Origin of the sequence: Cohnella hashimotonis, from assembly GCF_030014955.1 — a bacterium.
Taxonomy (GTDB): domain Bacteria; phylum Bacillota; class Bacilli; order Paenibacillales; family Paenibacillaceae; genus Cohnella; species Cohnella hashimotonis.
Genome location: NZ_JAGRPV010000001.1, coordinates 809,273 through 831,610, shown reverse-complemented (window position 1 = coordinate 831,610; position 22,338 = coordinate 809,273). Strand labels below are relative to the sequence as shown.

At 55.8% G+C, this 22,338-nt stretch carries 21 protein-coding genes; 6 read left to right on the top strand and 15 right to left on the bottom strand.

Features of this window, described 5'->3' with window-relative positions:
- Positions 1 to 21 precede the first annotated feature (21 nt).
- Positions 22 to 1,071, bottom strand: coding sequence for a Delta(5) desaturase DesA (gene desA / locus KB449_RS03340; protein ID WP_282907007.1), 1,050 nt, complete (start codon positions 1,069 to 1,071; stop codon positions 22 to 24).
- 361 nt (positions 1,072 to 1,432) lie between these two features.
- On the opposite strand from desA, the gene KB449_RS03335 reads away from it, so the two are divergent.
- Genes KB449_RS03335 through KB449_RS03325 form a run of 3 tightly spaced genes read left to right on the top strand, consistent with a single transcriptional unit; the run spans position 1,433 to position 4,793 of the window.
- A complete protein-coding gene (locus KB449_RS03335) occupies positions 1,433 to 2,617 on the top strand; it encodes a glycosyltransferase family 4 protein (RefSeq protein ID WP_282907006.1) in 1,185 nt (394 codons plus the stop codon).
- Positions 2,618 to 3,721, top strand: coding sequence for a glycosyltransferase (locus tag KB449_RS03330; RefSeq protein ID WP_282907005.1), 1,104 nt, complete (start codon positions 2,618 to 2,620; stop codon positions 3,719 to 3,721).
- The gene (locus KB449_RS03325; protein WP_282907004.1) at positions 3,714 to 4,793 is read left to right on the top strand and encodes a mannose-1-phosphate guanylyltransferase; all 1,080 of its coding nucleotides are present in this window, start codon (positions 3,714 to 3,716) and stop codon (positions 4,791 to 4,793) included. Before KB449_RS03330 ends, KB449_RS03325 begins: the two co-directional genes overlap by 8 nt.
- 156 nt (positions 4,794 to 4,949) lie before the next feature.
- Here the strand turns inward: KB449_RS03325 and KB449_RS03320 are convergent, their stop codons facing one another.
- Positions 4,950 to 5,933 carry an aromatic ring-hydroxylating dioxygenase subunit alpha gene (locus KB449_RS03320; protein ID WP_282907003.1) on the bottom strand — a complete coding sequence of 328 codons (984 nt, stop codon included), beginning with the start codon at positions 5,931 to 5,933 and terminating at the stop codon, positions 4,950 to 4,952.
- 16 nt (positions 5,934 to 5,949) lie between these two features.
- Positions 5,950 to 7,119 carry a BMP family ABC transporter substrate-binding protein gene (locus tag KB449_RS03315; RefSeq protein ID WP_282907002.1) on the bottom strand — a complete coding sequence of 390 codons (1,170 nt, stop codon included), beginning with the start codon at positions 7,117 to 7,119 and terminating at the stop codon, positions 5,950 to 5,952.
- A 319-nt stretch (positions 7,120 to 7,438) separates the two neighbouring features.
- On the opposite strand from KB449_RS03315, the gene KB449_RS03310 reads away from it, so the two are divergent.
- Positions 7,439 to 7,951, top strand: coding sequence for an Lrp/AsnC family transcriptional regulator (locus tag KB449_RS03310; protein WP_282907001.1), 513 nt, complete (start codon positions 7,439 to 7,441; stop codon positions 7,949 to 7,951).
- A gap of 99 nt (positions 7,952 to 8,050) precedes the next feature.
- On the opposite strand, the gene KB449_RS03305 is transcribed toward KB449_RS03310, so the two are convergent.
- From KB449_RS03305 to KB449_RS03255, 11 genes are all read right to left on the bottom strand, one after another.
- The gene (locus KB449_RS03305) at positions 8,051 to 10,867 is read right to left on the bottom strand and encodes a polysaccharide lyase family 8 super-sandwich domain-containing protein (protein WP_282907000.1); all 2,817 of its coding nucleotides are present in this window, start codon (positions 10,865 to 10,867) and stop codon (positions 8,051 to 8,053) included.
- 273 nt (positions 10,868 to 11,140) lie between these two features.
- Positions 11,141 to 11,641, bottom strand: coding sequence for a pentapeptide repeat-containing protein (locus KB449_RS03300; protein WP_282906999.1), 501 nt, complete (start codon positions 11,639 to 11,641; stop codon positions 11,141 to 11,143).
- A 17-nt stretch (positions 11,642 to 11,658) separates the two neighbouring features.
- Complete coding sequence (locus KB449_RS03295; protein ID WP_282906998.1) at positions 11,659 to 12,177, bottom strand: gamma carbonic anhydrase; 519 nt, start codon at positions 12,175 to 12,177, stop codon at positions 11,659 to 11,661.
- 39 nt (positions 12,178 to 12,216) lie between these two features.
- Positions 12,217 to 12,513, bottom strand: coding sequence for a hypothetical protein (locus KB449_RS03290; RefSeq protein ID WP_282906997.1), 297 nt, complete (start codon positions 12,511 to 12,513; stop codon positions 12,217 to 12,219).
- 353 nt (positions 12,514 to 12,866) lie between these two features.
- A complete protein-coding gene (locus KB449_RS03285) occupies positions 12,867 to 13,091 on the bottom strand; it encodes a hypothetical protein (protein WP_282906996.1) in 225 nt (74 codons plus the stop codon).
- The gene (locus tag KB449_RS03280; protein WP_282906995.1) at positions 13,088 to 14,197 is read right to left on the bottom strand and encodes a GerAB/ArcD/ProY family transporter; all 1,110 of its coding nucleotides are present in this window, start codon (positions 14,195 to 14,197) and stop codon (positions 13,088 to 13,090) included. Before KB449_RS03280 ends, KB449_RS03285 begins: the two co-directional genes overlap by 4 nt.
- On the bottom strand, positions 14,179 to 15,423 hold the full coding sequence (locus KB449_RS03275) for a Ger(x)C family spore germination protein (RefSeq protein WP_282906994.1): 1,245 nt from the start codon (positions 15,421 to 15,423) through the stop codon (positions 14,179 to 14,181). The genes KB449_RS03280 and KB449_RS03275 overlap by 19 nt, the downstream gene beginning before the upstream one ends.
- Complete coding sequence (locus tag KB449_RS03270) at positions 15,420 to 16,967, bottom strand: spore germination protein (RefSeq protein ID WP_282906993.1); 1,548 nt, start codon at positions 16,965 to 16,967, stop codon at positions 15,420 to 15,422. Before KB449_RS03270 ends, KB449_RS03275 begins: the two co-directional genes overlap by 4 nt.
- Positions 16,968 to 17,244: 277 nt before the next feature.
- The gene (locus KB449_RS03265) at positions 17,245 to 17,583 is read right to left on the bottom strand and encodes a hypothetical protein (protein ID WP_282906992.1); all 339 of its coding nucleotides are present in this window, start codon (positions 17,581 to 17,583) and stop codon (positions 17,245 to 17,247) included.
- Positions 17,584 to 17,620: 37 nt separating this feature from the next.
- Complete coding sequence (locus tag KB449_RS03260; protein WP_282906991.1) at positions 17,621 to 17,911, bottom strand: hypothetical protein; 291 nt, start codon at positions 17,909 to 17,911, stop codon at positions 17,621 to 17,623.
- 42 nt (positions 17,912 to 17,953) lie between these two features.
- Entirely contained in the window at positions 17,954 to 18,706 is a 753-nt protein-coding gene (locus tag KB449_RS03255) for a CPBP family intramembrane glutamic endopeptidase (protein ID WP_282912727.1), read from the bottom strand.
- Positions 18,707 to 19,035: 329 nt separating this feature from the next.
- Here KB449_RS03255 and KB449_RS03250 point away from each other — a divergent pair, with 329 nt between their 5' ends.
- Positions 19,036 to 19,575, top strand: coding sequence for a hypothetical protein (locus KB449_RS03250; protein ID WP_282906990.1), 540 nt, complete (start codon positions 19,036 to 19,038; stop codon positions 19,573 to 19,575).
- An 89-nt stretch (positions 19,576 to 19,664) separates the two neighbouring features.
- Here KB449_RS03250 and KB449_RS03245 read toward each other — a convergent pair whose 3' ends face one another.
- The gene (locus tag KB449_RS03245) at positions 19,665 to 20,588 is read right to left on the bottom strand and encodes a S66 peptidase family protein (protein WP_282906989.1); all 924 of its coding nucleotides are present in this window, start codon (positions 20,586 to 20,588) and stop codon (positions 19,665 to 19,667) included.
- Between the two features lie 122 nt (positions 20,589 to 20,710).
- Here KB449_RS03245 and KB449_RS03240 point away from each other — a divergent pair, with 122 nt between their 5' ends.
- Positions 20,711 to 22,216: an FAD-dependent oxidoreductase gene (locus KB449_RS03240; protein ID WP_282906988.1), complete on the top strand. Its 1,506-nt coding sequence runs from the start codon at positions 20,711 to 20,713 to the stop codon at positions 22,214 to 22,216.
- Positions 22,217 to 22,338 lie beyond the last annotated feature (122 nt).

Below are 22,338 nucleotides of genomic sequence, written 5' to 3'. Positions count from 1 at the left end.
TAAACCGGCCGGATGCAAAAACTATTTACCCGCGGCCGGATTCTTCAATACGGTGCCGGAAGCATGCAGGCCGACGGCCGGCCGCTTGATCTTGCGATAGCCGACGAACGTCTTGTTCTCCTCGTCCCACAGGCGGAACCGCAACGATTCCAGGCTCGTCGAGAGCGTAAGCGTGGCGGCCCGCTGGAGCGGCGGCGTGGCCAGATGCGCCTTTTCGAGATTGTAGTTGGGCACCTTGGGATTCAGGTGATGCACATGATGAAACCCGATGCTGCCCGTGATCCATTGTAGGACGCGGGGAAGCTTGTAATACGAGCTGCCTTCGACGGCCGCTTGCACGTAGCTCCAATCCGGATCGTTTTCAAAGTAAGAATCCTCGAACTGATGCTGCACATAGAAGAGCCAGATGCCGAGCAATCCTGAGACGAAGAAGATCGGGCCCTGCACGAGGACGAATGCTTCCCAACCGATCGCCCAGATCATGCCCGCATAAAGCGAGACGATGAGTACGTTGGTCAGATAGGTGTTCAGGCGTTCCTTGCGCCGCGCGCCTTTCGCATTAAAGCGATATTGCAGCATGAAGACGAAGACCGGGCCGAGCCCGAACATGACGACCGGATTGCGGTAAAAACGGTACGCCAGGCGCTTCCACAGAGGAGCCGCCGCATATTCTTCCACGGTGAGGATCCAGATGTCGCCGTCCCCTCTTTTGTCGAGGTTGCCGCTAGTGGCGTGATGCTTCGCATGGCTGTTTTTCCACTGCCGGTACGGTACCAGCGTCAGCACGCCCAGCAGCGTGCCCAGGATGTCGTTCGCCCGCTTGCTTTTAAAAAACGAGCCGTGACAGCAGTCGTGGAACAAGATAAAGGTGCGTATGACGAAACCCGATGCGACGATCAGGATCGGAAGGGCGAGCCAATAAGATATGGAGAGACTGGCATAGCCGGCGTACCACAGCAGAAGCAGCGGTCCCAGCGTGTTAATCAGCTGCCGGATGCTGGACTTCGCGTCCGTTTTTTCGAAAGGAAGCATGCTTTTTTTGAGCTCGGCGATTTCGTTTGCTTGTTTCATATGCACAATTCCCCCTCGGTGAACGTCCGACGGACAGGAATGCCGCGACGTTATATTCATTGTAAACGCAGGGGGAAAGCGCTATAAGTCACAAGCGTCATGACGCGACGTGACAAATGTCATGTCGACGGTGCTGCGGCGTCCGAAAATTGACAGATGCACTTTCCAGTGCTATTGTTGATAGGAGAACATTTTTCCAAAATATTTTATATTATCATGCCGCTCGTGGAAAATCAACCACTCCCCTGAACCCCTTTCCCCCAATTTTATATTTCGTTTTTGTCGAGAAATGAAGGCCATCTTTATTTCTTTTTTTGTTGTTTATTTTTTGGAATAAATTATTAATTCAGGAGGTAATTGTTTGAAAAATGAAACGAACAAAATAATAAACGTGGCTTTTCTGGGTACTTATCTTCCGCGGGAATGCGGCCTGGCGACCTTCACCCACGACCTTGCGCACGAACTCGGAATGCTTGGCGACTTTAGTCCGCCGCGCGTCATTGCGGTCAATAACAATGCCGTCTATGCGTACGGCAAAGACGTCGCGAGGAGCTTCGAACAAGAAAATAAAAGCGAATACGCCCGCATCGCTTACGAACTCAATCGGTCGGATATCGACCTGCTCGTCATCCAGCATGAGTTCGGCATCTATGGCGGCGAGTGCGGAGAATACGTGCTGGAGCTCGCGAAGCGGTTGACGATTCCGTTCATCGTCATCTTCCATACCGTGCTGACCGCGCCGAACCCCGCTCAGCTCCGCATCGTCTCCCTGCTGGGCGAGTGGAGCGATCGCTCGGTCACGATGGCGCAGAGCACGGTGGCCGACCTTCATCATATATACGGCATTCCCGCAGACAAGATCCGCATGCATCACCACGGCGTGCCTCGTCTGTCCGCCGAATCGCGGGATACGCTCAAAAGCCGGTACGGCTACGCCGGAAGGCAGATCGTATCCACGTTCGGCTTCCTGAGTCCGGGCAAAGGAATCGAATACGCCATCGAGGCGATGAGCGGCGTCGCGTCCCGCCATCCGGACGCGCTGTACGTCGTATGGGGCAAGACGCATCCGGTCGTCAAGCAGGAGGTCGGCGAGGTATACCGCCGGCAGCTCGCCGATCAAGTGGACCGGTTGGGTCTGAACGAACATGTCCGCTTCGTCGACAAGCTGCTGACGCAAGAGGAGGTCGTTCATTCGCTTGTGCTGTCGGATATTTATATGACGCCCTATCTGGGCCGCGAGCAAGCGGTCAGCGGCACGCTCGCTTACGGCGTCGGCTACGGACGGGTCATCGTATCGACCCCGTATCGCTATGCGACGGAGATGCTGGGGGACGGCCGGGGGCTGCTCGCGGACTTCCGCGACGCCAAATCGCTGGAGACGCAGCTGCTGGACATACTGGACCATCCGGATAAGAAGCTGCAAATGGAGCGAAAGACGGCAGAGCTGGGGCGGCGGATGATGTGGGACCAGATTGCCAAGGAATATGCCGCGCTCATCCGCGATGTCGTCGGCTCGTCCTATCCCGTCCAAGGGAGCGTGGTCTAAATGGAACTAACCCATGTTAAGCCACTCCGTGCGGAATATCTGCGCAGCCTGACGGACGATACAGGCATCTTCCAGCATACGAAGTTCGGCGTGCCCGACCGCGGCCACGGCTACACTTCGGACGACAACGGACGTGCGCTCATCGCAGCCGTTATTCTGCACCGCAACCATCCGGGCGAAGACTGGCTCCGCCTGGCAGGCACCTACCTATCTTTTATCCACCATGCGCAAAACGAGGACGGCAGCTTTCGCAACTTTATGAACTACAACCGCAGCTTCGCCGAGTCGGTCGGGTCGGAGGACTGCCTCGGGCGCTGCATATGGGCGCTCGGCTTCACGCTTTCCGAGCCGACCGTACCGGACAATATGCAAAACACGTGCAGATTCATGATCGACCGGGCGCTCCCGCGCATCGCCGAGCTACGTTCCCCTCGAGCGATTGCCTACGCGCTCGTCGGGCTTGCCTATATGCTCGAGACCAAGGATTCTCTCCGCTATGCATTCCCTTATGCTAATACTGACACGAGCGAGGAAGCTGCGTCCTTCCTGCCGCACAGGGAGATTCGCGAGCTGATCGAGCGGATGGCCGATCGCCTGCTGGCGCAATTCGAGCAGTATGCGACGGCGGAATGGCAATGGTTCGAGGACAGCGTCACCTACGGCAACGCGATGCTGCCATGGGCGCTGCTCAAGGCGGCACGCCTGAGCGGCAGGGCCGATCTGCGGTATACCGCGAAGGCGAGCCTCGCATTCCTGACGTCGCTTACCTTCTCGAAGGAAGGCTACTTCAAGCCTGTCGGCAGCGATGGCTGGCTCGTTCGCGGCGAGTCGGCGGCGCCGTACGACGAGCAGCCGATCGAAGCCTGCGAGACGCTGCTTGCCCTGTACGAAGCGTACATCATGCTCGGCACCCCCGCTTATCTGGATCGCGCCCAAATGTGCCTGGACTGGTTCCACGGTCGAAATTCCGCTGGACTGTCCCTGATCGACCCGCAGACGGGCGGCTGCTACGACGGCATTCACGCCAGCGGGCTGAATCTTAATCAAGGCTCGGAAAATATCGTCTCCTACTGCATCGCACACTCGGTGATCCATCATGCATAGGTTCGCGACGATTCTGGCCGGAGGCGGGGGGACTCGCTTCTGGCCGCTGTCCCGCCAAGAGATGCCCAAGCAATTGATCAACCTGAGCGGCAACGATATCATGCTGAACGACACGATCGACCGGTTCAAGCACGTCATGCCGCTGGAGAACACGATCATCGTGACGAATTCGTCGCAAGCCGTCCAGTTGGAAAGCATCATGCATTTGAGCGTGCCGGCCGGCAACGTGCTCGTCGAACCCGTCGCGCGCAATACGGCAGCCAGCATCCTATTCGCAGCCATGCATATCGACCGGCAATTCGGCGATTCCCTGATGGTCGTCTCCCCTTCCGATCACCATATTACGGACGTGGACGAATTCAAGAAGACGCTAACCGAAGCGTGCACGGTCGCGGAAGAGACGGACAAGATGATTACGATCGGGATCAAGCCGACCTTCCCGTCCACGGGCTACGGGTATATCTCCCATGCTTCGGATACGCTTCGAACCGAGCCCTGTCGCGTGTACGAAGTATCTGAATTCGTCGAGAAGCCCAGCTTCGCGGTTGCCCAAGGCTATTTAAACTCAGGCAATTATCTGTGGAACAGCGGCATATTCGTCTGGAAAACTTCGGTCATCATCGATAATTTCAAGCGCTATCTACCCCGATTGCACAACGCGATGCTGCCCTTCGCGGCATGCGAAGACCCGGAGCGGCGCACGGCCTTGATCCAAGCGGTCTACCCCACTCTTCAAAGTACCTCGATCGACTACGGCATACTGGAGCGCAGCGTCGACGTGGCCGTCATCCCGGGCAATTTTGGCTGGAACGATATCGGCAGCTGGGACGCGCTCGGCGCCATCATCCCGCCGGACGAAAACGGCAACATCGTCAAGGCGGAGCATCTGGGCATCCAGACGCGCGATTCCATCGTCTACGGGGACGAGAGGCTGATCGCTACCATCGGCATCGAAGGCCTCATCATCGCCGACACCAAGGACGCGCTGCTGATCTGCGCCAAGGACCGCGCCCAGGACGTGAAGGACATCGTCGTGCTGCTTAAAAACAAAGGCATGACGGCGTATGTATAAAGCTCGAAGTTGATCGGCAGTCAGCTGCGCGAACAGGACGAAGCCCGAATTTCCGCTTCGTCCTGTTTTTTCGTTGCGACCCGCTCACGCTTCAATGCGACAATGACATCCCTACCGCTGACGCGGAATCCGGCCGCGCACTTCAGGACCGGTTCTTCAAGCCGTCCCCCAGACGACGCCGCGCTCGCGCAGCCATTTGCGATAGGCGATGCTCAGCCGATCGGCCTTCAGATGCAGCTCCGCTTGCAGGTCCAGGGGCAGCAGCTCCGGGCGCTGACTCTCCAGCACGGCCTGGTCCTGCTGCAGGATGAAAGTCTGGAAGTCGGCGAACTGCGCGTCCGGCAGCTCGAAAGCATAATTGCGCGCCAGCGCGACGAAGACCACGGATTCCGTCTGCGCGATCGGACTGACCGCGAACAGAATGGAAAAGACATGGCCGGTCAGCGGATCCGTCTTGCTGAGGCGGGCGGCCGTCGGACCCAGCACCTCGTAGACGTATCGCGCAATGCCCGACTTGCCGGTACTGTCGGGGTCCGGCTGATAGATGTCGATCTCGGAGGAGCGGATACCGGCCTCGGAGATTTCGACGCGGTAATCCGCGATCTCGGGATAAGCCGAATCCCCCAGATGTCCTTCGTGGAGAAAAGCCAGATGGCCCACGTCGAGGAAGTTTTCGATGACGCGAGGCGCCGAGGCTCGAAGCGGATAGGGACCACAGAAAACAGTCTTGTATGCCGGATCGTCCCATTCGGGAAAAGGCGGCAGATCCGCAGCCTGCGAATCGGATCCGAGCCGTACCCAGACAACTTCCTTCTCTTCCCTGCATTCGTATACGATCGTGCGCGCCTGCTTCGTAATCGCTTGCTCCGGCGGCTGCTGCGGAATCAGCACGCAGCCCCCCGTCCCGTCGTAGCGCCAGCCGTGGTACGGACAGACGAGCGTATCGTCCTTCACGCACCCGAGCGAGAGTGCGGCGCCGCGATGGATGCACAGATCCTTCCAGGCGTGTATCCCGGAGGAAGTGCGGAATACGACGAGCCGCTCCCCCATGAGCACCCGCGAGACAGGCTTTTCGCCGATCTCGTGCGCGTAGGCGACGGGATGCCACTGCCGCATCAGCACCTTGTCATGCTCCGACATCTCGTTCGCCTCCCGTTCAGCTTTCGATTTTGCCCTGGATACCCTGCACGAACCAATTCATTGCCAGAATCTCCTCATCGGTCAGGGCCTTGCCTTTCGCGGCGCGCTCCGTGCCGACTTGATCCTTGATCGGGCCCGCGAAGACGTCGAACGCTCCCGCCAGTATCTCCTGCTTTTTCGCCTCCACGGCGTCCTTCACGTCCTGCGGCACGTTTTTGCCCAGCGGCGCAATATCGGTCACGCCTTCCTTCATGCCGCCATAATAAGCCCCGGCCTGCCAGGTTCCATCCTGGATCGCCCGGACGGTCTCCACGAAGTACGGCGTCCAATTCCACACGAAGTTGGTTAAATAAGTGTCCGGCGCGTACTTGCTCATGTCGGAGTCCTTGCCGCTGCCCCATACGCCGCGCTCCGCGGATGCCTGCAAAATCGTCGGCGCGTCATGGTAAGCTGCCAGAACGTCGACGCCCGTATCCAACAGCGAGTCCGCGGCCTGCTTCTCGGTCGTCGGATCGAACCACGTGTTGCTCCACACGACGGACACTTGAGCGTTCGGATTCACGCTCTGCGCGCCGAGCGCGAACGCATTGATCGCCGAGATGACCTCGGGGATCGGGAACGTCCCGACGTAGCCGAGCTTGCCGTTCTTGGACACCATGCCCGCCGCCATGCCGACGAGGTAGTTGCTTTGATATTCGCGTCCGGCGTATACGCCAAGGTTAGGCAGTGTCTTGTAGCCCGTTGCGTGCAGGAACTTGACGTCCGGATGCTTCTCGGCAGCCGCATTCATCGCATCCATATACCCGAAGGTCGTACCGAAGATGACGTCGTACTTCTGCGCCAGATCCTCGAATACCCGCCCCGCGTCGGACTCCGCGACGTTGTCCATCGCCATCGTCTCCACGCCGAGTTCTTTTTCCAGCGCCAATCTGCCTCTGTCCATCTCGTAGTTCCAGCCTGTCTCCCCGATCGGCGTCGCGTAGACGAATGCAACTTTCAATTTCTTCCCGCCTGTCGTTTCGGACGGCGAGCCGGACGACGAAGCCGCGGCGCCAGCCGAAGTCGAAGCGCCCGCCGTCGCTGTAGCCGCACCCGCGGCAGTATTGTCGCTCGCCTTGCCTCCGCAGGCTGTCAGGACGGAAAAGACGGAAAAAACGATTACGATTAATGTCAGGATCTTCTTCATGCGAATGCCTCCCATTTTCGAAAACGTATGTCATATTTCATTCCACAATGGCCTGGATTTCGAAATAGAAAGCCGCCCCCCCTTACAATCCGATAATTTTTTCTCTTTATTATTGCTTTCAGAAAGAATAAAATCATTATAAGAGTACTTTTAAATATACGTCAATCAATTCGAGTCAGATTTAAGTCATAAAACATTACACAATTATGCAACCTTCCTTCGCCCTATTTTACGATTCGCAAGAAGCGCATCGCAAAACCGAAGGCTTCGCTGCAATAACGGCGGATCTTCCCCATCATTCAAGTGAGGAGCTTGCGGAATGCAAATAAAAACGCTGCACGATCGTCCTTACGTAACTTTAGATTCCGTCGACCGCAAAATCATCGATCTACTGAACGATAACGCCAGAATGTCCTACACCGACATCGGCAAGGAGGTCGGCTTGACGCGCGTCGCAGTCCAGCTGCGGCTGCAGTCGCTAGTGGATAACGGCGTAATCGAGCGCTTCACGCTTGCGGTCAATCCGGAGCCGGCCGGCTTCTACCTCACCGCGTTTTTCGAGATCAGCGTCGAGCCGAGAGAGCTTGAGAAGCTCGCCGGGGCCATTATGGATCATCCGCCGGTTACGCTTTTGTACCAACTCAGCGGCCCGAGCAAGCTGCATATGTACGGCCAGTTCATCGACCAGGTCGAGATGGAAGGTTATTTGAAGACGAAGCTGTACGTGCTTCCAGGCATTACGAACGTCGACTTTCAGATCGTCATTCACATGTACAAGAACAGAATGGCGCTGAGACCGCTCGGCGATGCGGTCAGGCTGTACCAGCCTTAAGGCGCCTGCAACCTATCAGGCAGACTCGCCTTCGGCGGCGCATGCCGGCAAATCACGCAAACGGGACGAAGCGCAAAGATCGCGCCTCGTCCCGTCGATTTACGTCAACGTGAATTTGTCGAGCATAAGCCGGTACTGCGCGGCGCTGGGATTTTTGCCTTTGACGGTCAATCGGAACAGGTAGCTGCCCGGATGATCGAAGCTGTAAGTCCCCAGCGACAGATCGCGGTACAGCTCCGACGTCGTCCAATAACCATCCCATTCCGCGCCTTGATCTACGCCGTTGATGGATAGCTGATAGATGCCGTTGGAGGTCGCTTTGCCGATCCGCGCGAATACGCCGTATACGCCCGCCTCCGGCACGTCCAGGCTGAACTCCGTATAGTCGCCGACGGCGTTGTTGATGAGGCCAAGCTTCTTGGCGCCGCTCGCATTGTTGTCATTGTAAACCGTGACGCCGTCGGTCATGCTCTGGATCGGCAGCGTCTCGGCCTCGTACGCCGCCGGGACGGGGATCGGCGCGGGATTCGGAGCCTGCGTCCCCGCAAGGCTGAACTTGACCTTGAACGATTTGCCCGCCGCCTTGTTCACGTTCACCTTAAACTTGATCGTCGGGCTGTACTGTAGGATCGTTACCTCGCCGTCCTTCGAGATCAGATCCTTGGCATTCTTGGCGACCTCGAAGTACAGCATGCCCGCATTGTCCTGCGTCGGATCGGACACCGAGACCTCGAGCTCGCTCGCTGTCTCCCGGGTCATGACGGAAGCCTTGGCGTACGAGGTCACCAGTCCGGCCGTCTTGGGCGCGTCTGTCCAGAAGTTAATGCCCGTTATGTTCAGTCCGTTTTCCTTGACGGCCTGCGCGGATGCCGAATTTTCCAGAATCGCAATGTCGGGCGACGCGGCGTAGCTGCCGACCTGCGCGCTCGTCTTGTTCGGGAGCAGCACATACGCGTAGCTGCCGTTGGTCGGGCTGATGCCGTGATCCAGCCACAGCGTCAAGTAATTGCGCGTATAAGGCGTATCCGACCACCCGGCCGCTCCGCTCAGTTGCTTCCAATTGCCCGTTCTGGCTTCGCGAAGCGCCTTGACGGTCGTTCCGCCAGGGAAGTAGTAGCCGACGTCCGAGCCCGGAACATTACCGGCGAGATGGATATAATCGGTGTCAACCAGCGTATCCGACCATCCGAGGGAAGAAGACTGCGTCGTCCCGTCGACCGTCAGCGCGTTGTTCCCGGCGGCATTCAGCTTGCGGTTTTCGACGATCGTCTCGGTCGCGATGCCGTCCGCGCTCGTAATGCCCGCTCCCAGCGCCACGATCTCATCGTCGAACATGAACCACGATTTTTTAGCCGTCAGCGTACGCGCGGTCGTCGTGCCCCGATCCTTGGCGGCGACGTACTCCATGCCGCTTGTCCCGTATAGGCCCAGCATATCCGTACCGCCCGCCCAACTGCTCGGGGGCTTCGTATTGGCGTCTTGCGCGTGATCCTTGAGGACGGTCGTGCCCGGCAGCCGGAAGCTGTTCACCGTCGGCCAGAAGTTGTCGTTGAATTGCGCAAGATCGGACGTATATAAGTAGGTCATGCCATCGCCCGTATGATAACCCTTGTTGTTGTCCGCGTTCGACCATTCATAATTGCCGATGCGGTCGGAGGACATACTGATGCCGAATCCGTATCCGGGCCTGAGCGCCAAGGCACGGTCCATGCCCGCGAACTGCCGATACTCGACCAGCTCGCCTCGGGAGACAACGGCGGAAGCGCTTAGCATCTCCTTCGCCTCCAGGACCAGATCGATGGAGACGCTTTTCAAATAATCATTCTCCGGATCCTCCTGCAGCCAATATTTGACCATGCTCTTGAAGCTTGCGCCATGCGGAGCCGGCGCAATATCGGACAGACGGACGATCGCGGAGATAATCGGAGCGCTCGCCGCGTTATCCTGGCTTCTCCACCGCGAGATCTCCCTGCCCCGCACCATGTCCATCAGATTGCCTTTGTAAATCAGCGGCTCGTATGAATCGTAGATCCATTGGTAGACGTTGCCCATGTTCGGATCGTCGTAGGACCATGAAGAGCCGGCGAACAAATACAGGATGTCGGCAAGCGAAGAAATCAGACTCGCGCCATAGCCGCCGGTGTATGCAAAATGGGTGTGCTGGATAAAAGACCCGTCGGCGTAATAGCCGTCGCCCTTGAGCACGTAAGGCAGCAAGGCGTCGATCCCGTCGAGGGCCGCCGTAATCTTGGCGCCGTCCTTGGCGTTCATGCCCTCGAGCGCGATGACTTGAACCTCCCACATCCGGTTCGCGCCCGTCATGGCCACGCTCGGCTGCATATAGTTAATGGCCGCCATATTATCGGCGATTTGCGCGGCCGACAGCTCGTCGTACATCAGCGCGACCACGTCGTTCAGCGCCACCGGACCGCCGATTTCCCAATGCCACCAGTTCTGATACTTCGATTTCCCGACGTAAAACTGATTGGCGTTCATCCAGTCCAGCGCGTCCAGAATGTCGGCCTTCAAAGCGGGATCCCCCTCAAGCGACGAGCCTTCCGTTCGATACGCCAACGCCATATCGCGGACGTGGCGGTACGTGAACGTAATGCCCGCCGAATCGCTGCCCAGCGCCGCGTCCGGCCAGAGGCGATTGCGCGTCGGTGTCCTGTACATTTTCGTTTGCGCGTCCGAAGCCGTAGCCGTAATCTCCGCGATGCGCGCCGCCACATCGGGGTCCGACGTGTCGTACGACGAACCGCCCGTCAGCATTTCCACATACTTGGCTCGCAGATCGTCGTACGCATCCGCTGCATGCGCTTTCATTTGACGATTCGGTAAACTCGTCGCCGCGCTCGCAAGCGCGATCGCCAGACAAAGGATTACCGAACGCCGAGCCGCTTTTTTGAACATCATGAAGTCCCTCCCCAAGGTAAAAGGCGTCAAATCGACTGTCTTGCCGAGCGTGCGGTCCACCTCCTTCTTCTCTCAAGTATAGGTTCGAAATAAGGGTAAAACGATGATCTATTATTCGTTAGTGTGATATAAACTTCGGAGTTTAAGGCGTATACAAATTTAGTTAGATCACAAGCAATTCGAACAGCCGATAGGGTCCCCTATCGGCTTACTATTGATTCTAGAGAATTCAGATGCCGTTGATATATCGTTATTTAGAGGTTAAAATGTTCGTTACTGGTTCTTTCGAACTGCATCGTGTTTTTCTGGTTGGTATCCATCCGGCCATATCGTCTCGTTGTCAAAGAGCGCTCCTTTTAGATTAGCTTCATCTAGCCCAGAGCAGCCTTTTAAATTAGCACCCAATAAAGAAGCGCCTTCGAAATTCGCGTGATTGAATTGAGCACCATTTAATATTGAGCCACTTAAATTTGAATTTATAAATGACGTGTGGTAACAGAGCGCATTCGATAAGTTAGCATAAGTTAAGATCGCGCCATCCAATGTACACAGAACTAACGAAGCCTCGGAAAGGTCTGCTTTCTCTAAAAGAGAATGAGCTAAGTCTGCGTTCCTTAAACTTGCCTTTCTTAAGCTGCTTTTCGTCATTTCAAAATTCCTCAGATTCGCTCGATGTAAGTCAAATCCATCAAGAGATACCCCAACAAGCGAATCCGCATCGATAATAATCGGCGAATCGCTTGCAGAGGTGTGAATTTTAATAATATAAATCACCTCAAATACTTTACATGCTAATGATGCTGATTTTTATACAAACGCCCTTTCTCCACGTACTCCCTCACGATCCGCCGCATATCCGTCTCGTCCGCCTCGTTCAGCTCGCGCATCGGCTTGGCCGGCGAACCGACGACCAGCGTGCGTGGCGGTATCTTCTTGCCCGGAGGCACCAACGCGCCTGCGCCGACCATCGCGCCTTCACCGATTTCCGCGCCGTCGAGCACGATCGCTCCCATTCCCACCATCGCGCCGCGCCTGACGATACAGCTGTGCAGCACCGCATTGTGTCCGACGATGACTTCGTCTTCAATAATCAGCGGCTTGCCCGGACTTTGATGCAGCGTCGAATTATCCTGTATGCTCGTCCGCTCGCCAATGACGGTAGGCGCGACGTCTCCCCGAATCACGGCATTGTACCAAATGCTCGTGTCCTTGCCGATCTTGACGTCCCCTGTCACGGCGCTGCCCGCGGCCAAAAATACCGACTCGTGAATCTCCGGACGTTTACCGCCGAAAGGTTGAACCGTTGCCATGAATGCTGCCTCCTTTAAGTGCGATCCGTTGAGCCACTTTTACAGCAACGGCTTGCGTGAATCTGTTTTCTCACCGCCGTTCAGACAAGCGGTTAGCGGCGATTTTTCAAACCGGACGTTGAGCAGATGCTGCCGGCGATCGCTTTCCACCGCATGCACCGCCTTTACGATCTCATCGACTGTCGCCATCGGATATTTTGCGCCATGCTTGTATGTAAAGTCCAGCATTGCTTTCAAATAGGCTTCGCAGGTTTCGATTTCAGCAGTTAATCGCTCTGTTTTACGGGCAAGCTGTTCGTAACGGGCGGCTAATTCGCTCCATTTTAGCCCCTCCATATCCTTTGTTCGATAAGTGAATCATAGCATACATAAATACAAAGCTTCCGATCTAGTCCGGCTATATGAAATTGAAGTCGATAAAGACTAAATGCAGCATTACCTGCAAATATAAATATACATCTATTTCAGCCAATGTCGGCGCTTTTAAACGGAATAGATGCAAAAGCGCAAAAGCGCATTTATTTTATGCCATGAACAGAATTTCCGGCTTGCGCACTCCATTTGCCTGCACATTTGCAGGTATTTCATCAGATATCGTCGGTCGGCAAAAATACATGTATATATGCAGCTTTGGGGACCGGCAAACACCTGCAAACCATCGAAGAGCCCCAGTACGCCGACTTGCCCCGCTAGCCTTGCCCAAGCAGACCACGCTCTAGCGGCCCGAATATCGCTTCGATCCAGACGGCAATTTGGAACCGCTCCTTGATCGCGAATAAAAATTCGCTCAATAATAGCAAAAACGAAAGGGTCCCAAATACGAAAAAAAGCGTGCTCTTCCTCCGCTTGTTGCGGCGAAGATATCGCCACTCGGCGAGGGCAACGGACGCATAAGCGACAAGAATCGCGATCACTCGGACGCCGCCTCCTCCCCCTTGCTCCATGAACGACGAAAGGTGTCGACGACGTAGTAAACAACCGGGATCAGCTCGGAGAGCCAAAACACGGTTAGTATGCCGCCGCCCATCATGCTCCTGAACTGGACATTGGACTTGACGATCACAAGCGAGCAGACCGCAATGAACACGGTGATCGGAAACACAAATGGCTTCGTATCCTTCAAGCGGAAAGAACGCGCCAATATGAGAGAAATGACAAAAACGATAAATCCGAGCTTAACGAAAAGGCTGATTAGCCATAAAGCAATCAGCGCAGGGTCCAGCGTCTCCAGAAAGGAACCGCTTCGCATAAATCGCAGCAGTTCCAACTCGGGGTAATTAACATTGGAGCTTAGCTCGGGGCCGAATATAAGCAGCAGCGGAACGATATGAAGCAGCACGACGGCCGCGGCAACCGACATTGAAACCGTGAGCGACCGAAACGTCTTGCCCGGCGAAGACAGGTAAGGAAAAATAAGCAGCGCGAAAGACATCTCTCCGAAGACGGAAGACGTATAATAAGCGGACGGCCACGCCTCCCGCACGTTAAAATAAGTTGCGATTCCCCGTACGGAGAACCAATTAAAATTTTCGCTAACCATGAACGGAATCAACAAAAACGAAAGCAGGCTGATAAAAAACAGCCCCTCCGCCGCCCTAAAAACCGATTTGACGCCAAAACGGACGGTATACGCTACGCAGAGCCCACAGAGAGCGGCGACCGCCCAGGGCGGCGTGCTGATCAGATAAAACTGGATCATCACGTCCTGCAGCTCCCAAAAATTAATAATCGCAATCAACAGATTGGACAATGCGATGAAAAGCAGCAAAGGATAGTGAAGCCACCGTCCGACGATCTCTTGTCCGTACTCGATAAAAAAGCGGTCGGGGCGGCGCAAACCCAACTTGAAGGCAAAGTAAGCGAACGCCAGCCCGAGCAGAGCCCCGGACAAAACGCCGAGCGGAGCGTTATAGCCGCTCGACTGCAGCATAATCCCCAGCATGAAGGCTACCATCGTAGAGAACAAATGCAGCGCAAAAAGCTTGAACAACTGACTCTGTGTTACGGATTGAAGTTCCATGCTTCATTCCCTCCGTTCTTTTCTCCTCCCGTTTGTCCGCGGTCGATGAATCCGCTGCGGAAGGAATCCGTGGAAGAGCCGACCTGCTTCAGCGAGATGACAGATTCAATCCGGATGCGCAGACGATTTTTATAGTACGCTCTCCATTCGCCCTTGAGCTTGTCCCAGTCCTTCGGGTATTGTACGGAGATATAGCGTCCGAAGTTAAATACATCCGCTCCGGCCCCTTGGGTTCTGGCGATTACGGACGCTATCGTCGAATCCGCAGATTTTTTGATCTCTTTTTCCAACCGCTCGACATTTTCCTGCTTGCTCAGATCGATGTCGGAATCCGAAGCGATCACGCCCGCATTCGAATACGAGCGAATGGTGATGCCCAGTCCGTCCTTGGTTTTGAACGGCCTGATCTTTGTTGTCAGCGAAGTGGTATAAAACCCCATTTCCTTGCCGTCAGTAGGCGACTGCACGCTGTAGATGTACTGCTTCAACTGCCCCAGGGCCGCGCGCGCCGAGGAAGTCTCCTCGGGAGACAATGTCGGGGCCACCATTTTTCCTTCGCGCAGAATCGCCGCCCCCGCCGTGCCTACATTAGCGGACGTATCCGCTTTGAGGGAGGGCTCCTTCATCTCGAATCTCAAAATGGGGATGAGCCCGTCTCCGCCGTTCGCCTTGGAGAACATCAAATCCTTGACCGTCGTGCTTAAAATTTGATGGTTGCGGATGTAACCGTTCAATACCGAAACGAAAAATCGTTCAAAAGTAGCCGGCGTCTCGGCGACTTTCGTTCGTGCGGAGCCTTCAACCAAAAACAAATTCGTATTCAGCTTCAAAAACGGGTTGCGTGAGACAAACTCCAACAGCGGACCGACTCCCTTCTGCGCGAAGCGGCTTCCCATAATAATGCTGTGCGTTTGACCGAAAGCGACTTTGCGGGGAATATCCCCCTGAATTTTTTGCAGCGCCTCCTCGATGGTACCGCCGCTGCGGGTGACATAAGCGACGGGCCGCTGGCTCCCATCGCCGCCTGTCCCCCCCGTTTGTCCCGGAATAAGACGATTCGTCAGCGGTATGCCGAGTGTAAGCTCAACCTCGTCATTTATTAAATCTACGATCATGACGCTCACAAACGCGCGATTTTTCAACTCAGTCGCCGACCAACAGCCTGCAAGCAAAATGATTACGGCGCAAAGCGTGGTCATCTTCCATAGCAGGAGAAGAATCTTCAATCCTCTCCCTCCCCCTTGCTCTCGGCCCAGGCGCGAGCTCCTGCAGACTGTCTGAACCGGTTTGCGCCGTCCGCCGTCGGCGGTCTTTTTCGCATTTTCCACCACGGCGCCCGTATGAACGTATCCTTGAGGGCATTCGTAACTTGAGGCGCCAACGGAGACAGATACGGCATGCCGAACGATTCCAGATTAAGCATATGGACATAAATAATGATCAGGCCGCATGCGATTCCAAAAATGCCTAATGCGCCTGCGAGCAGCATCATCGGAAAGCGAAGCAGCCGAAAGGAAAGGCCCAGATCAAAATTCGGAATAATAAACGACGCAATGCCCGTCAGCGAAACGATAATAACCATGGCTGCAGACACGATCCCTGCCTGTACCGCCGCCGTGCCGATAATGAGGGCGCCGATGATGGATACGGCCTGACCGATGGACTTGGGGATGCGGACCGACGCCTCGCGCAGCGCCTCGAACGCCACCTCCATCATCAAGGCCTCCATCAGCGCCGGGAAGGGAACAACCTCCCGCGAGGAGGAGACCGAGATCAGCAGATCGAAGGGGATCATTTCCGGATGAAACGTCGTAATTGCGATATAGAAGGAAGGCAGCAGCAGCGAAGTGATCAAAAAAGCGAAACGAATCCAGCGAATCCACGACGCCGCGATAAAAGGCTGGTAGTAGTCCTCGGCGGATTGCAGCATCATAAAAAAGTTGACAGGCGCCAGCAGCGCAATCGGCGTATTGTCCACGATCACGGCTATCCTGCCTTCCAATATGGATGCAGAAACGGTATCGGGGCGTTCCGTATATTGCAGTTGAGGGAACGGTGAAGACGGACTGTCCTCGATGGCTTCCTCAATATAGTTCGAGCCCAGGATGCCGTCGATATCGATGCAGGAGATTCTTCTCTTCATTTCTTGCACTAGAGCAGGCGGGCATACATGATTCAGATAAACGATGACGACGGAGGTCCGCGTGTTGCGTCCGAGCAGGAGCTGTTCCGTTTTGAGGTGACTGCTGCGAATACGGCGCCGCAGCAGCGTCAGGTTCGTATCCAGACTTTCAACGAAGGCTTCTCGCGGACCGCGTATGACCGATTCGTTCGGCGCTTCCTCCGGCGCTCTTTTCTCGAACTTTGAAAACGGAAGCCCCAGCATCTGGAGGTTCCCCTCGAGGAGCAGCACCCCGAAGCCCTCGACAATCCAATTAACGCTCTCGGCCGGATCGGTTAGTACCTTGCAGCCTGCCATCGGAACCCGACGCTCCGAGAACAACCGAGCGATATCGCCTTCCCACTCCCCGTTAGAGGCCATCAGCGGTTTTAGCAAATGCTCCTCTACATCGCGATAATCGAACATCTCGCGCACGTAAATCAGCGCGCCATCAACGCCGCCGCCTAAGGCAAAGCTATAAAACACTACATCGGAGCAGCCGGCAAACCGAGATTTGAACCAATACAGTCTTGGCTCCAGCCGCAGCGTCTCCGGGCAATCGCAGTCCTCGTCCGGAGTGACCGGCAAAGCCAGGGTATTTGCTTCCACAAAAGGTACTCCTTCCGCAGTTTCCAGCATTTGCTTAGCATTTTCCGGGAGAAAGGAATTTATTCGAAATCGAGATCATGCAATGGCGAAACCGATGGGCGATTAAGAAAACAAAAAGAAACCCCTGACGGCGAGTATGGACGCTATGCATCCGAATTCGTCGTAGGGAGCGTTATAAGTATTCCTTAAACCTCAATCACTATTGAAGACAAACGTCCGATATCCTCGATACCGCTTCTCCATGCACGTTCTACTGCCGGACCGCCGATATTAATCGTCAAGTAGCCGGGATCCAGAAAAAGCGCCTCACTCCATTACGGTGAAGGGGATTATCGAATATTAAGGCACTAATCCGAGCTTTGGCCGACTCCATTCCCGCAAGATCAAGATCCAAAGTAAAATCCGCAGCCTCCGTAATGCGAAGCCTGGAATATTGTTCGACTTGTTGTATTTTAACGAGGCGTTTGTCAAATTCGAGGAAGAGATAGCCGCCCAGTCCCGTAAATTCAATAAAACCATCCTCACAAGGATCGACTACGCCTGACCAGTAAATCTCTTCTAAAGGATAAGAAGCGATGAGCTGCTTCATTGTATTTAACAAATCCAATCCTCCCATTTCTTCAAGCCCCCCAAAAAAGAACCTCGAAAGGCATTTAGCCAATCAAGGACGAATGAGAACCTTGCATATTACTGGCGACTTTTCGATCAATGTAGTCCAATGCTTCACGAATCGATTGAAAAGCTTCATCGTGACCGCTAAAATCGATTTCCTCCAGATTTCGCCTATCGGTAACGCCTACCCCCATATGGGGTACGATCTCAATTTCAAAGTAATAGTTACCGTCATTCATGCTGACCCAAGTCGCTATGCCACTTTGATCATAGTAAACTTTCCAATGGGGAAAACGTTCATTAAACAATCTCTCGAGTTCCTTCATTTCCACTTACGCGCTCATCTCCTGGTTAAGCGTTTTTGACCGTTTTTCCTACGCCCGTAGCTGTCCCTTCCTCTGCATCCGCTCTGCGTCCACCGCTCTCCTCGAAACAATCCACGCCGCCGCGAGCAACGCGAGCGCCACTAAAATCCCGGATTCCCCGGTCCACAACAACGCATTCTTCCCGCCTGAAGAAGCGTCGAAAACGTCTTGAATCACGGCGTTCCATGACGCATGCAAAAAGATGGCAGGCCATACGCTTCCGGTTGCCAGACGCAGTCCCCCGATGATAAAGCTGAAGGAAGTGATCGTGATCATAAATAGTAGAACGGAAAGCGCCGGATAGGGGCCGGAATAATAATTGCCGGCTAAAATCACGGGCAGATGCCACAGCCCCCAGATGATCCCGCTGGTCAGCATCGGATAAGGAACGCGCGCGTCGATCAGCCGGGTAAGCATATAGCCCCGCCAGCCAAGCTCCTCCCCCGCGCTGCCGATCAGACCCACTAGCGTTCCGACAACCATTTGCATGACGAGCAGCGCTGCAAACGTAACAATAGGCGAAGCCTTAATAAACGAGTCCGGCGTGACGAACTGAACCAGACCAGCGGCCCAGGCTATCCCATAAGCAACAATCCCTATCGCTACCGGAAACAGTAGTATAAAAGGCAACGTTTTCCGAATCTGCGGTCCCTTGATCCGCAGGGAGATATCCGCTAGGCCTTCGCGCAGCAGCAAACGGGTGAAAATGGAGGACAGTCCCGGCGCCCACATCAGGAGCAGAATAAAGAGCTCGATTTGCATTGCAGTCAAATAACCGATCGTCGTCAGAGGAATAAGTATGGCGAAATAAACCCATGCGTATATTTTTCATTTGAAATATAGCACCAGAGCCGTTCTGCCCAGAACAGACGCATGTCCGGACTTGGCTCGACATAAGCCCAGGCGCAGACCTGGCTTTTTTTAAGCGCATGTTTGTGCCCCTGTCGAATTTCCCCGGAAATATTTCCAAAAATATAAGCCCTAGAGCCTCTTTTTCCCGGCAACAAAACGCCTGTTTAAAACGTCTACTAATTGTCTAAATAATATTGATACATAACACCTGTATTTAACCGGAGAGAGGGGCTGAACCGATGCGCAAACTGTTGCTGTGTGTCGTATTGTTGGGTATCTGCCTGATTCCGCTCAGCGTGTCGGGCGTGAGCGACAAGCAGGAGACTGCCGTCGCAGAGGAAAATGGCATCGAAGCGATCAATCATGCATCGGCCCCCTCGTATCCCGCTTATATTAGCAAGATCACTTCGATGGACGGCGTCACTTATGTGACCGTCGACTATATTCAGTTCCTGCAAGGCGCGGAGGCCGACCGGGTATTCCGTCAGCAGGAGCCGGATGCCGGCATGGACCAGGCGCCGGACGGATACTACATTCTGAATGAGGAAAAGAAGACGTACACGCTTCCCGTCGCAGCCGACGTACAGGTGCTGATGCAGATTTACAACCGTTCCGGCAGCTGGGACGACGCGGATATCGTGGAAAACGAGCCGATCAGCATCGCGAAGCTTCGCTCGCTGTTCAGCAGGGAAAATCAGGAACTGATGGGGAATTTCCCCTATTACATCACGGTGGTCGACGGCAAGATCGTGCGCATTGTGCAGCAGTTCATTCCTTGATTCTTCTTTAAGACAAACTAGCACTTTCTTTTAAAATAACGCTAAGGAGCCGGCACCCCCTCGGGTGCCGGCTCTCTTCGTGCACAATGCTACACGGACACAGCCGGCTCGAGCAGCGTCAGCGTCCCGGCCCCAGCATCGAGACGCGCTCGGGCGCCGATCGGCACGGCTGCCTTGTAGATGTCGTGTCCGCTCGCAAATCCGGCGATCAGCGGCTTGCCCAGCGGCATGAGCACATCGCGAATGAGGTCGGCATAGGTCCGGCCGTACGCGTCCGGACATTCGTGACAGCCGCCCATCACGATGCCCGCGCAGTCGTCGAGCTTGCCCGCAAGCTTCAATTGCTCGACGTAGCGGTAGACGGTGTTTACCGGCTCGTGCGTCTCCTCGAGCAGCAATATTTTGCCACGGGTGTCGATCTCGTACGGCGTGCCAAGCGAGCCCGTGAGCGACGTCAGATTGCCGCCCGCAAGCGGTCCCGAGACGACGCCGGATACAAGCGGCAGAATCGGCATGCCGGGCGGATTCGCGATGGGCCTTGGAACGATAAGCGACGAGGTTGCCGCGTAAAACTGCTCGAAGTTATATGCCGGCGTTTCCGGCTTGAAGTCGATAAGCAGCAGACTGTGCAGCGCGACAAGCTCTGCCAGCTGAGCGAGCGTATTGAGCAGCACCGTAATATCGCTGTAACCGGACACGATCTTGGGATGCGCGCGGATGTAGTCGTAATCCAGATAAGGCAGAATCCCCTCCACCCCGACGCCCCCGCGCGTCGGCAGGATCAGCCTGATCCGGTCGTCCGCGAACATCGACATCAGATCCGACGCCCGCTCCTCGTCCGTCCCTGCCAGGTAGCCGTCTTCATCGTACACGTGGCGCCCGACGACGACGTTCAGACCCATTTGAGTCAAATAACGAACCCTTGCGTCGATCGTCTCCCGCGCAAGCGGACTCCCGAGCGTGACGACGCCCACCGTATCTCCCTTCACCAGTGCCTTCGGCCGAATGGCCATCCAACCCGCCCCCTCTCCCTCTCCTCCTTTCAGCTTATGTGCGATTGCATTGGGGCATCGTATCTTTTTGCGTGTAAAAAGGAATGATGAGGATAACACGTCCATGCGAGGAGGAAATTGCCATGCAGCTGCCCGAATATCCCGAATCCTATTGGCGCCGGACGGCGGAGCTTCCCGCCTTCCCGAAGCTCACGCGCGATCTCGAGACCGAGTTCGCCGTCGTCGGCGGCGGCATTACCGGCCTCACGACCGCTTATCTGCTCGCCAAGGAAGGCCGCCGCGTCGCTCTGTTGACGGCAGACAGGCTGCTCAGCGGCACGACGGGCTATACGACCGCTAAAATCACGGCTCAGCACGATCTCATTTACGACGAGTTAATCGCCCATTTCGGCGAGGAGAAAGCAAGATTATATTACGAGGCCAACGCAGGCGCGCTCGCGTTCATGCGCAGCCTGGTCGCCGAACATGGCATCGATTGCGACTTCGTCGACGAAGATGCCGTCGTCTACGCGACGCGCGAGGAAGGACTCCACAAGATCGAGAAGGAATACGCGGCCTACCAGCAGCTCGGTATTCCCGGCGAACGCTACGATACGCTGACGCTGCCGTTCGGCGCAACCGCGGCGCTATCGATGAAGCGGCAGGCCCGGTTTCATCCGACGCCGTACGCCGCTTTTCTGGCCAATGAAATCGTGCGGCTGGGCGGCGAAATTTTCGAAGAAACGACGATGGACAAGTTCCACGACGGAGAACCGGCCAAGGTCACGACGAAGGACGGCAATACGGTGACCTGCGATTCGGTCGCGGCCTGCTCGCATTTCCCGTTCTTCGACAACGGCTTCTATTTCGCGCGGCTGCATGCCGAGAGCTCGTACGTTATCGCGATCAAATCTCCTTACGATTATCCGGGCGGCATGTACATCACGGCGAACGAGCCGAAGCGCTCGATACGCGAGGTTACCTACAACGGCGAAAAGCTGCTGCTGATCGGCGGCGAATCGCACAAGACCGGGCAGGGCGAATGCACGATCGAACACTATGAAGCGCTGAAGCGGTTCGCGGAGGATGCGTTCGGCGTGGATGAGATACGCTACCGGTGGTCTACGCACGATCTCGTAACGCTCGACAAGATACCGTATATCGGTCTCGCCCGGGAGGGCACGCCCAATCTGCTCGTCGCGACCGGTTACCGCAAATGGGGAATGACGTCGAGCGCGGTCGCAGGGCGGCTGCTGGCAGACCTGCTGCTCGACCGCGATAATCCTTACGCGGAGTTGTTCGGACCGTCTCGCTTCCAAGCGGATCCGGACATGGGGACGCTTGTGAAGGAGACGGCCGATGTCGCCTACCACTTCGTAAAGGGAAAGCTGGAGTGGCTCAAGAAAGACCCCGAGGAACTCGGACTCGACGAAGGCGCGGCCGTGCGCATCCGCGGCCGCAGATGCGGCGCCTACCGCGACCATGAGGGCAAGCTGCACGTCGTCGACACGACCTGTACGCATATGGGGTGCGAGACGGAGTGGAACGCGGGCGACCGCACGTGGGACTGCCCCTGCCACGGCTCGCGGTTCACCTTCTCCGGCGAAGTGGTGAACGGCCCGGCCAAGAAGCCGCTGGAGCGGCTGTAGCGGCGAGGCGTGCCCGTTCGCGACAATCGGGCGAAACAGACAACAAAGGCTTGCGGGCTTGAAGGCCCGCTTGTTTCAATCGCTCCCTTGAAGGGGAAAAGTCGGCATACGCAAAGGAGGAG